Annotated in this window: 6 protein-coding genes; all 6 read right to left on the reverse strand. The window is 74.0% G+C overall.

Annotation, left to right across the window (positions count from 1 at the left end; all coding sequences use genetic code 11):
* Positions 1 to 7: 7 nt before the first annotated feature.
* A complete protein-coding gene (locus ACQPWW_RS21655; RefSeq protein WP_433125074.1) occupies positions 8 to 3040 on the reverse strand; it encodes an ATP-binding cassette domain-containing protein in 3033 nt (1010 codons plus the stop codon).
* 24 nt (positions 3041 to 3064) lie between these two features.
* Positions 3065 to 5248 (reverse strand): NHLP family bacteriocin export ABC transporter peptidase/permease/ATPase subunit, encoded by a 2184-nt coding sequence (locus ACQPWW_RS21660; protein WP_433125076.1) that lies wholly within the window; start codon positions 5246 to 5248, stop codon positions 3065 to 3067.
* The gene (locus ACQPWW_RS21665; RefSeq protein WP_433125078.1) at positions 5245 to 6054 is read right to left on the reverse strand and encodes a hypothetical protein; all 810 of its coding nucleotides are present in this window, start codon (positions 6052 to 6054) and stop codon (positions 5245 to 5247) included. The genes ACQPWW_RS21660 and ACQPWW_RS21665 overlap by 4 nt, the downstream gene beginning before the upstream one ends.
* Positions 6051 to 7514 (reverse strand): SagB/ThcOx family dehydrogenase, encoded by a 1464-nt coding sequence (locus ACQPWW_RS21670; protein ID WP_433125080.1) that lies wholly within the window; start codon positions 7512 to 7514, stop codon positions 6051 to 6053. Before ACQPWW_RS21670 ends, ACQPWW_RS21665 begins: the two co-directional genes overlap by 4 nt.
* 50 nt (positions 7515 to 7564) lie before the next feature.
* Complete coding sequence (locus ACQPWW_RS21675) at positions 7565 to 9841, reverse strand: TOMM precursor leader peptide-binding protein (RefSeq protein ID WP_433125081.1); 2277 nt, start codon at positions 9839 to 9841, stop codon at positions 7565 to 7567.
* A gap of 131 nt (positions 9842 to 9972) precedes the next feature.
* A complete protein-coding gene (locus ACQPWW_RS21680; RefSeq protein ID WP_433125082.1) occupies positions 9973 to 10998 on the reverse strand; it encodes a hypothetical protein in 1026 nt (341 codons plus the stop codon).
* Positions 10999 to 11145 lie beyond the last annotated feature (147 nt).

Here is an 11145-nt window from a genome sequence, read left to right on the forward strand (position 1 = left end):
CGACCCGTCAGCCGGTCGCGGGCTGCCCGTCGGCCTGCCGACTCTCCACCACGGCGTCGGAGCGGTCCGGATCGGTGAGCAGTTGCCGCCGCGCCAACCGGTGGAACAGCCCTTCCGGGTCCTCCATCAACTCGTCGAAGGTGCCCCGCTGGACGATCCGCCCCGCGTCGAGGACCACTATCGTGTCCGCCGCACGGACCGTGGACAGCCGGTGGGCGATGACCACCCGGGTCGCGGCGAGGGCCGCGGTGCTCCGGCTGACCACCTCCTGGGTTCGGTTGTCCAGTGCGCTCGTCGCCTCGTCGAGGAAGATGATCCGAGGCAGCGGGGCCAGCGCGCGGGCGATCAGCACCCGCTGCCGCTGCCCGACGGAGAGCGTGCCGCCGCCGAACGGCACCATCGTGCTCATCCCCATCGGCAGCGCCTCCAGGTCGTCGGCGAGGCCGGCCATCCGGGCCGCCTCCCAGACCTGGTCCAGCGGGAAGCTGCCGGCGCCGCAGATGTTGTCGCGTACCGAGCCGGCGAAGAGCTGGCCGTCCTGCAGGACCACCCCGCACTGCCGGCGGACCGCGTGCACGTCGAGTTCGGAGAGGTCCTGGCCGTCGTAGAGCACCGCGCCCTGCTGCTGGCGCTCGAAACCGAGCAGCAACCGGAGCAGTGTGGATTTTCCGCAGCCACTCGGCCCGACGATGGCGACGAACTCACCCGGGCGGACGTGCAGGTCGATGTCGACGAGCACCGGCGGCTCGTCCGGCTGGTAGGCGAAGGTGAGCCGGTGCAGCGCGACCTCGCCGCGCAACTCGCCCGGGTCCACCCGGTCCGGACGTGCCTCGGGCTCGGCACGCAGGATCTCCCGCAGGCTGCCCAGCCGGGGCACCGCCGCGATCACCTCGACCCCGGCCGACACCAGCACCAGCAGTGCGCCGAGCAGCATCGCGAAGCCGACGTTGAGGATGAAGAAGTCGGCCGGCGCGACCCGGCCGGTGAGCGGCCCCATCAGCACGGCGAACAGGACGAGCTGACCGGCGACCGGCAGCACGGTGCCGAAGGCGACCAGGCCCGCCTGACTCTGCCGGACCCGTTGCAGCGATGCTCGGGCCGCCGCGGCCACCTCCGACCAGCGCGCGTGGGCCCGGGTCTCGGCGGCGGCCAGTTTGATCTTCACGATGCCGCCGAGCAGCTGGTTGGTCATCGCCGCCGCCCGGTGCTCGGCCGGCAGCGCGGACCGTTGCTGACGGACGATCAGGACGGCGAACGCGCCGAAGGTCAGCATGGTGACGGCGACGATCCCCGCTCCCCACAGCCCGAGCACGGGCTCGACCACCAGGAGCATGCCGAGGGTCACCGCGACCGTCGCGGCCGCCGAGACGAGTTGCGGCAGCAGCGCGCTCAGCGCCTCACCGACGAACGAGATCCCCAACATCGAGTTGGCGATCTCACCGCTGCTACGACCGGTGAAGAACCGGGCCGGCAGCCGCATGAGCCGGTCCCAGATCGCCAACTGCGCGCCGGACTGCAGCCGGCCGTCCAACCGCAGCAGACGCAGGTTCTGCACCACACCCACAAGCCCCGCGACCACCGCCGCGCTGAGCATCAGCGCGACGAAGCCGAGGAGGCCGGTCACCTCGCCCTGCCGGGCCAACTGGCCGAGCACCTCGCCGGTGGCCAGCGGCACCCCCAGGCCCAGCAGCGCCACGCAGACCGCGGCGAACAGCAGACCCCGCACGTCACGGGCCGCCCCGACCAGCCCGGCCCGCAGCAGATGACGCATCCGGGCGGTCGGCGGCAGCGGCGCCTGCACCTCGGTCGCCTCGGCGGCGAACGTCGCGGCCACTGTCGCGTCGATCGGCGCGTACGCCCGGGTGTCCGGGTCGACGTGGTGGTAGCGGCCCCGGCGGAACACCAGCGGCACCGCGACGGCCTGCTCCGGGTCGACGCCGGCCCGCCACCCCACCAGCGGACCCAGGTCCCGCCGCCACCAGCGGTCCGGCAGCCGCACTTCACGGAGGAACAGGCTGGACGCCCGGGTCACCGCGTGCACCGCCGCCCGGTCGTCAAGCGGCGCGCGGCTGCGGTCGGCCGGCTCGTTGATCGGGCTACCCATCCCCTCGGTGACCACCCGGAGCACCGCGGCGGCCCGCCCGTACCTGTCGAAGCCGGCCTCGGTGTCCGGAACCGGAACCGCGCCGCCCGCCCCGATCACCCCGATCGACCGGCGGGCCGCCGCGGCGAGCACCGCCGCGTCGGTCTGCCGGCGCCGCCGTACGGCGCTCAGCAGGGCCGCGTCGGCCTCCTCGATCCGGGTCTCCACCATCCGCAGCAGACGAGCCACGTGCTGGTCGACGGCCGAGCGGAGCTGACCGTTCACCAGCAGGTCCCAGCTGCCGTGGCTCTCCACCGCGCACGACGACTCGGCCACCACCCAGTCCCGCTCGGTGACCAGCAGCAGTTCCCGCTCCCCCGACATCTCCGCCGGGCCGCCGTCGTTGCGTCGCAGCTGCCCGCCGGCGCTGCGCAGCCACCAGGCGCCGCCGGTGGAGGTGAGGGCGCTCCCCTGCGCCAGCGAAATGATCTCGCTGCCACACAGGGTGGACGCCTCCCGGGGAGCCTGCCCCCGGCGCAGCGCGTCGGCGACTGTCACCAGCACCAGGTCCACCGCCGCGACCAGCTCCGTCGCGGCGGTCCGCGCCCGCGGCGACGCCCCCTCGTCCGCCACCCGACCGAGCCGGACGTGCCGCTCCAGCAGGGACAGGTGACGCCGGGACAGCCCGCGCAACTCCGTGCCGGGCAGCGGCACCAGGATCAACTGCCACGCGCCGATCGCCGTGGACGTCGGCACCAGGCCACCGGCGGGCAGCCGGGCCACATGGTGCCGACGCGACGGGCTCATCCCGGCCCGGCGCACCGCGAACAGGTCGGCCTCGCCCCCGGTCACCAGCCAGCCGGCCACCGGACCGTCCAGGCGGCAGACCTCGCGTACGCCGTCCGCACAGAAGCCGATCAGGCCGCCGCCCGGGGAATCCTCCACCGCGCCACTCATCAGCGTCTCCTCGGATCGTCGTGGTCAGTGGTCCCGGACCAGGCGCGCGTACGCCCCGTCCCGGGCGACCAGTTGCTCGTGGGTGCCGCGCTCGACCTCCCGACCGCCGTCCAGCACCACGATCAGGTCGCAGTCGCGGACCGTGGACAGCCGGTGGGCCACGATCAGGCAGGTCGCCCCCCGACGGCGCAGGTGCATGTCAATCCGGCGTTCGGTCTCGGCGTCCAGCGCGCTGGTGGCCTCGTCCAGCACCAACACCCGGGGGCTGCGGACGAGCGCCCGGGCGATCTCCAGCCGCTGCCGCTGGCCGCCGGAGAAGTTGCGGGCGTTCTCCCGCACCGGGCTGCCCAGGCCACCGGGACGGCCCGCGACCTCGTCGTAGAGGCACGCGTCGGTCAGCGCGGCGACGACGTCCTCGTCCGCGACAGTGAGGTCCCACATTGTGACGTTGTCCCGGACGGTCCCCTCGAACAGCCGTTGGTCCTGGTCCACCATGGCGACGGTGGCCGCCCAGAGGCCGTCGTCGGCAGCCGACCGCTCCAGGCCGTCCACTGTGACCCGTCCGGTCCAGGGCCGGTAGAGCCCGGCGACAAGCCGGCCCACCGTCGACTTGCCACTGCCCGACCGCCCGACGAGCGCCACCCGGGCGCCGGGCGGCAGGTCCAGGCTGAAATTCTCCAGCAGGGGACGGCCCAGCGGGTTGTAGCCGAACGTCACCTCCTCGATGCGCAGGTGTCCCTCCATCGGCGCCAACGGACGGGCGGGTCCGTCCTGGGCCGAGGGCAGGGGATACCGCTCCACGTCCCGCAGCCGGTTGAGGTCGGCGCTCATGTCCTGCAACCGCGAGCCCAGCGCGGTCAGGTTGCCCAGCGGGCGGTTCATCGCGGCGGCCAGGCTCTGCATGCCGACGAGCACGCCGACGCTCATCGCCTCGGCCACTACCTGCCGGCTGCCCAACCCGAGCAGCACCGCGGTGGTCCCCGAGGCGAGGAACGCCGGCAGCACGGAGAGCACCGCGGTGGGCACCCCGAGCCGCTGCTGACGGGTGGCGACTGTGGCATGGCGGGCGGCGAACCGGGCCACCGCGCGTTCCTCCTCGCCGCCCGCCTTCACCGTCTCGATCATCTGGACCGTGGTGTAGACGGTGGTCACCAGCTTGCTGCGGTCCGCCTGCAGGCCGGCGACGGCGGTGGACCGGGTCGAGGCGACATAGCGGAGCACGCTGACGTTCAGCCCGGCGAGGACCACCGCGCACAACCCGAGCAGCAGGTCGTACTGGCAGAGCAGTGCCCCGTACGCCAGCACCAGGCCGGTGTCCACCACGGTGGTGGCCGTCCGGCGGGTGAGCACCTCGGCGACCACCTCGTTGCCGCGGACCCGCTGGCTGAGGTCGGCGGCCTGCCGCTGGTCGAAGAAGGCCGGCGGCAGCCGCAGCAGATGTCGGAAGAACCGGGCGGCGCTGGCGAGGGCGAGCGCCGTCTCCGCGCGTACGGTCAGGCGTTGCTGGAGCAGGCTGGCCAGGAAGGTCAGCACGGTGGCCACCGCCACCGCCGCCACCAGGCCGGCGAACGCGGACCGGTCCTCCTGCAACAGCACCCGGTCGACGAAGACCTTGGCCATCACCGGGATGGTCAGACCGACCACGGCGATCAGCAGGCCGAGCAGCAGCATCTGCGCGATCGCCGAACCGGGGCCGCGCCACCGCTCGGCCAGCGCCCGCACCAGCCGGTAGCGGGTGCCGCCGGGCCGGAACTCCGGGCCGGGCTCCATGGTGAGCACGATGCCGGTGAAGGCGCCGTCGAACTCCTCCCAGCTCACCGCGCGGGGACCGGTGGCCGGATCGTTTATGAAGACCTTGCGGCCGAGCCCCTCCAGCACCACGAAGTGCTCGAACCGCCAGAACAGCACCGCCGGCAGCGCCACGGTGGCCAGGCCGGCCAGGTCCATCTGGAAACCCTTGGCCACCATGCCGTACCGGCGGGCGCCCTTGAGCACTGTGGCCGCGGTGGAGCCGTCCCGGCTCACCCCGCACACCCGGCGCAACTCCTCCAGGGGCACGTGCCGACCGTGGTGCGCGAGCAGGATCCCCAGCGCGGCGGCACCGCACTCCACCGCCTCCATCTGGATCAGGGTGGGCGTGCGGACCCGTCGTCGCCGGATCCTGGGCAGGTCCGGCGTGCCGCTGGCGGCTGTCGTCGGCGCGCTCATCGTCGCAGCAACCAGTCGATCGGGTGTTCCCGGTCCACTGTGAACCAGGCGGTGACCTCGCTTGCCGAGTTGAGCTGGAACGGCGGCGGGGACTTGGTCCAGCGCAGGCCGCCCGGGGCGGCCGGGTCGGGTTGCAGGGCGACGGTGACCCGGACCACGCTGCCGCGGGCGAGCAGCCGCCGGACGTCCGGGCCGGTGCCCAGGAAGGCGCGCAGCGAGGCCTCGGTCTCCGGGAAGGCGCCGACAGTGGTCACCTGGCCGGCGAGGGTGCCGAACACGTTGCGCGGCGCGGCCGCCGCGGCCACCTCGACGGGCACCCCGGGTTGCAGCAGCGGCGCGGCGACGGCCGGGGCGTAGACGACGGCCTGCAACGCGTCCCCGGCGGTGTCGAGCCGTTCCAGGTCGGCCAGGTGCGTGCCCGGGGTGACGATCTCGCCCTCGGAGACCAGCCAGGCCACGACGTACGCGTCACCCGGCGCGGTCTCCACCCGCACCTTGCCGTCCGGTGTGCGCAGGCTGTAGAGGGGGGTGCCCTTCGGCACCCGCTGGTGCGGTGCGGCCCACACCTTGGTGACCTGACCGCTGTCGAGCGCGTCGAGGGCCGAGATCCCGTTCGAGTGGATCAGCACCCCGGCCGCCTCGACGGTGCGGGGTACCACAGTGCGCACCGACCAGACGCCCGCCGCGACCACGACGATGACCAGCGCGGTGGTGGCCAGCCAGTTCGGCACCGTGGTCAGCCGGACCGCGCGGTCCAACTGTTCGGGCGCCTCCAACTGGCGCAGCGCCTGCCGCCGGAACTTCATGGCCGGCCCCCCGCTCCGGGCGGGCCGGTGACGCGGCGCGACCCGAGCAGGAAGTCGGCCACGCTCGGCTCGACGAGCGGGTCGAGCCCGGACAACTCGGCGAAGGCCTGGGAGTCTCCGGCGCCGAGGGCGCACGGGGCCAACCCCATGGCGGTGGCGACCAGATACATCTGCTGGGTCAGCACACCCGCGTCCTTGAGAATCATGGCGTAGCTCATCCCTTCGTACTTCCACATCAGCCGCTGGACCCGGGCGGTGACCACCAGGACCGTCTGCGGTGGTCGAGGCAGCGCGCCGGCCGCTCGGGCGTATGCCAGCAGTCGGTCCGCGGCCGGTCCCCACCCGGCGACCGGCTCCAGCCGGTGCCCGACCGCGTCGTAGTGGTAGAGCCCGGGGTCGAGCCCGGCGCAGCGCGCGACAAGTGGGTAGATCTCCAGCTCGTAGACCCCGCCGCCGCCCGGGTAGGGCCGGTGGCCGACCTCCTGCCCGCCGGCCTCGCCGACGGCGCTTGTGTGCTGCGACCGGTACAGGAATTCCGCAAGCCGTTCCAGGGGCAGCGGCGCCGCGTCGTCGTGATCGCGCACGCTGCGGCGGTCCGTGACGACCTGACTGAACGCGGGGTCCGCCTTGGCGATCGTCGCCAGGTCCGGCAGCGGCAACTCGACCGCCCGTCCCCCGTCGTACGGGCGGCGCAGCGGTTGCGGCGCGAAGCGTTCCCGCATCCGGTAGGTGCCACCCACCGGCAGCGCGTGTCGGCCGGCCCGGGAGCGGTGGTGCAGCCGCAACTCCTCCGGTGACCAGTAGGCCAGCGGCGCGTCGTCGCACTCGGCCTCGAACTCGGCGTCGGTGACGAGAATCCGGGCGGTGGCCAACTCGTCGAGCACCCGCCCGGCGACGTCCGGCGGCACGCCGAGCGTGCGGGCCACCGTCTCGGGGCCGACGCCCGGCGCGGCGGCGGCCAGTACCGCGCCGAGCGCGGCGTCGGCGCAGCCGACAACGAGGGTGCTCAGCGGTGACGCGGCCACCAGCATGCCCCGTTCGTGTTGAAGGGCGGCGAAGCGGGAGAGCCGGTAGCGCACCCCGGGTGTGTGCAGGCGACTCTCCGGCAGGCTGCCCCGGCCCAGGCCGGTGGGCGCCAGGTCGAGCAGCGGCCGATCGTCGACCTGGACGCGGCGCTCCAGCCAGGAGTGGGCGAGCAGCCGGCGCAGCAGCAACTGCGCGGGCAACACCCGGTTCTCCCCCTCCAGCCCGCTGATCAGCCGGCCGACCTCGACGTCGTTCACCCAGTCGGCGGCGAGCCGCAGCAGCAGCGCCCGCCGGCCCATGCCCGGTTGTTCCAGGGTGAGCTGGAAGCGGGTCTGCCGCAGGGTCAGCGAGCCGTCCTCACCGAGTCGCAGTTCCGCGTCCCGACGCAGCCGGTACGACTCCTGCACCGGCGGACCGCCGACGGAGCCGCTCACGACGGCCGCCGACCGACCGGGCCCACCACGCCTGTCATCTGCGCACCCCACTAGAAGAAGACATTCAGCGGATTGGCCGACGTCTCGTCGACGGCCAGCGGATCCCGACCGAGGCGGGCCGGCACGTCCCACAGCCGGCCCGGACCGAGCCGGCGCCAGAAGTGCCGCAGGCCCGGCACGACGACCTTCACCACCGCCAGGTCGACGTCCGGACGGGACTGGTCGACGACGATCACCTCCAGGCCGGCCCGCTCCGCCCGCCGTACGCACCGGCGCACGTCGTCCCCGACGTCGCCGGTGGTCAGCGCCGGGTGGTCCGCCGCGGTGCGCGGCGCCCGGGTGGGATCCGGGGCCAGCCAGGGCTGGTCGGCCACCCGCACGGTGCCGAACCAGCGGGCGGTGTCCGGGTCGTCGACGCCGTACCGGTTGCCGGCGGTGGCCGGTCCGGCCACGGCGGGCAGGAACTGGTTCACCTCGGTGAGCGCCCGGGTCAGCGCGACCCGCGCGTCCAGGTGCGCGCCGAAGCCGACAAGCACGTCCTCCGGCCCCGCGCCGACCCGCCGGGACACCGCGGCGAACGCGGGCACGCCGAGGTCGGCGGTCAGGTCGAGGGCCCACAGCTCGCGGCCGAGGGCGGTGGCGTGGTGGTCGACGCAGGCGGCCATCCACGGGTCGGCGAACGAGGCGAGGTCGACCCCGGGCATCCGGGAGCGGTGGTACCACCACAGGGCGACGCTGTCCCGCTCCACGAGTTCGCAGAAGCCCTGCAGGATCGCCTCGGACCGGTTGCCGCCGGCCGCGCAGCCGTTCGAGTCGGCCGAGCACACGCCCAGCCCGGTCAGCTCCGGATGCCCGTACCAGCAGTGCGCGGCGGGCAGCTCGCGCGGTGTCTGCCGGGTCAGTGACCAGCCCGTGGTCCAGTCGAGCTCCACGTCGTCGGGCAGCGGGCGGGGGACGCGGTGCAGGTGGCCCAGGTCGCGGTTGAGCCGGTCCCGGTCGGCGTACTGGCGTTCCGAGAACAGCAGCACCTCCCGCAGGTGCACAGCGCGGTCCGGGCCGAGCTGCCGGTAGGTGGCCCGGTGCACCGGGCGGTCGCCGCGCCACACCCCGCAGTAGCGCTCCACCGCCTCCCCGACCGCGCTCATCCGGGCCTGGAGGTCGGTCCGGCCCTTGCCGCCGCTCTGGCCGCGCAGATTGCGGCGCAACGCGGCGAGCTGGCGGGGCTGGGCGAAGTTGTGCCCGGCCGAGTAGGTGTGGGTGACGCCGTTGTCGGTCGTCTCCAGCGAGGTCAGCCGGCTCACCACGCCCAGGTACCGGCTGACGTGGTGAGCGAGCGCGGCGTACGCCTCGGCGGGTTCGCGGGTGCGGGAGTCCCCGGCCCGGCTGGGCTGGGTGCCGCTGGGGGGCAGGTCGATCCGTGGCTCGGCCTTGCCGACGAGGTCCGGGTCACCGCAGGCGGGGCACTGCGGCTGGCGTACCAGTTGGTGGCTCTCCGTGCTCAGGTCCCGGGTGTCCAGGGCGACCATCCGGCCGGTGAGGCGGGGCGACGTGCCCCGGACGGCAAGCACGGCGAGCTCGGCGGCGAGCAGCCCGGCGGCCATGGTGGCCAGTCCGGGCAGGACGGCGCGACCGGGCTGCGGCAGCGCGGAGGCCAGCTCCTGCCCGTCGAGGAAGGCGTTCACCTGTTCGTTTTCCTGCCACCGTTGCCGCAGGCAGACCCAGCAGCCGGTGCGGCCGGGCACGAGGTGCGGGCCGAGGAAGACGACGTTGCCGTGTGGCCGAACAAGCGTCCACCCGCGACCGGTGGCCAGGTGGCGGTCGTTGATCAGGGCCAGCCGGGGGTCGAGCATCGACGACGGCAGCACGAGCACCTGGGTGGTGTCCGGGTCGGGGTCCGTCGGGTCCGGCCCGACCACTGTCACGGCGAGCCCGAGGGCGCGCAGCGCGTCGGCGGTCTCGGCCACCCGGGGCGCACCGAGGTCCACGATGGTGACCGCTCCCCCGTTCATCCACCGCTGTCCGGCCTCGGGCGGGACACCCCGGGCGTCCCAGCCGGCGGCCTCGGCCGGCGAGGTGTGCGCCGGACCGGACACCAGCAGGCCGTGGTCGCGCAGCCGGGCGAGGGCGGCGGCGACGACGGCGACCGGATGTCGGGTGGCCAGCCGAGCGACCACGTCGGCAAGCGGCGCGACACCGTCGAGCTGGTCGGCCAGGTCCGCGGCGACCGGGTCGTCGATGAGCAGGCTGCGGGTCTCCCCCAGCACCACGAGCGGACCGTCGGGGAGCCGCACCGGCACGTAGTCCGATCGGAAGCGCGGACGCCACATGGTTCCTCCCGAGCCTGGTGGCCGGACCGCCGGCGATCACGGCTGCTGCCATCGTCGCGGTCCCGGCCGTCCGTTCCGAGTGATGCCACCGGTTTCTGCCGCCGGCGGCGTCGTGGACGCTCGGCGGCCGGTCAGCCGACGGTGACGGTCAGCGCGGTGTCGTTGAGCCCCAGCACCGTCGTGCCGGCCGCCTGCGTCGGCACGAGCAGCACGATGGTCTCCACCCGGGTGACCCGGATCGACTTTCCGCTGACCGCGGTGCGATGACCGGTGGCGATCAAATCGGGGCTCTGCGGCGCCATCTGGACGGTGGCCGGGCCGCCGGGCGCGGGGCGCAGCGTGTCCGTGGCGTGGATCGTCAGGAAGGTCAGCGTGCCGGTCGGCACCGCTACCGCGCAGTCCGACCACTCGGCCCGGTCCATCGTCCGCCGCACCGCCGCGCCGGCACCGGCGAGCTGTTGCCCGTAGACCTCCCAACCACCGGCGAACTGGCCGTCGAGCAGCGGGCTCGACGCGACGAGGGCCCGGTTGCCCGTCGTGGACCCGATGCTGCGGGCGAACACCTCGGCGGCGAGGGCCCGGCGGCTGGTCTCGTCCAGGGCGGTGCCGCCGGCCGTGGCCGGTCGACCGTCGAGGCTGCGGGCGACCACCAGCGAGGGTTGGGTGACCTGAACGTTGTGGCTGAGCTTCCACTGACCGTCGGCGCCGCGCACGAACTGGCTGACGTCGGTGGGAGCCAGCTCCGAGCCGGTCAGCCGGAGAGTGGCGGTGGCGAGGAAGCAGGTCGGATCGCCGGGCGGCACCGCGAAGGCCGGGTTGATGTGCTGGAAGGACGGTTGGGTGCGTTGGTTGTAGGCGGACCGGCGGACCGCGGCGATGCTGAGGTCCAGTGAGGGCGGAACCTCCTGGGTCCGCAGCGCCTCGACGTCACCGGCCACCGAGGCCGCAGAGTCGGCCTGGTCGAAGGCGGTGAGCACCAGCGCGGCCCGGTCCCGACCGAAGGTCGTCGCATCGTGGGGCGCCGGGGTGGCCGCGTCCACCGGCTCGCCACCACAGCCGGTCAGCACGAGCAGCGCCACAGTGGCGGCGGCGAACGGCATCGCCGGTAGCGGCGCGGTGAGGGTACGCGGGCTCCTGACGGATCTTCTGCCCAGCATCTCGTCCTCCATCCACCACCGGTGCACGGGAATCGCGCCCGATGCAGTCGAGTATGTGAGCGGCTGTCGGGCCACGACGGCGGCGGCGCGGCCTCGTGCTGCCCGGCCTGTCGGCGTTGCACGAGACGGTGTCATCCGGTCCGGGTC

This window comes from Micromonospora sp. CA-240977 (assembly GCF_050942285.1).
Classification (GTDB): Bacteria; Actinomycetota; Actinomycetes; order Mycobacteriales; family Micromonosporaceae; genus Micromonospora.

Coding starts and splice junctions, on each gene's coding strand:
- ACQPWW_RS21655 (WP_433125074.1), bottom strand. CDS start 3,040: ATGAGTGGCGCGGTGGAGGATTCCCCGGGCGGCGGCCTGATCGGCTTC.
- ACQPWW_RS21660 (WP_433125076.1), bottom strand. CDS start 5,248: ATGAGCGCGCCGACGACAGCCGCCAGCGGCACGCCGGACCTGCCCAGG.
- ACQPWW_RS21665 (WP_433125078.1), bottom strand. CDS start 6,054: ATGAAGTTCCGGCGGCAGGCGCTGCGCCAGTTGGAGGCGCCCGAACAG.
- ACQPWW_RS21675 (WP_433125081.1), bottom strand. CDS start 9,841: ATGTGGCGTCCGCGCTTCCGATCGGACTACGTGCCGGTGCGGCTCCCC.
- ACQPWW_RS21680 (WP_433125082.1), bottom strand. CDS start 10,998: ATGCTGGGCAGAAGATCCGTCAGGAGCCCGCGTACCCTCACCGCGCCG.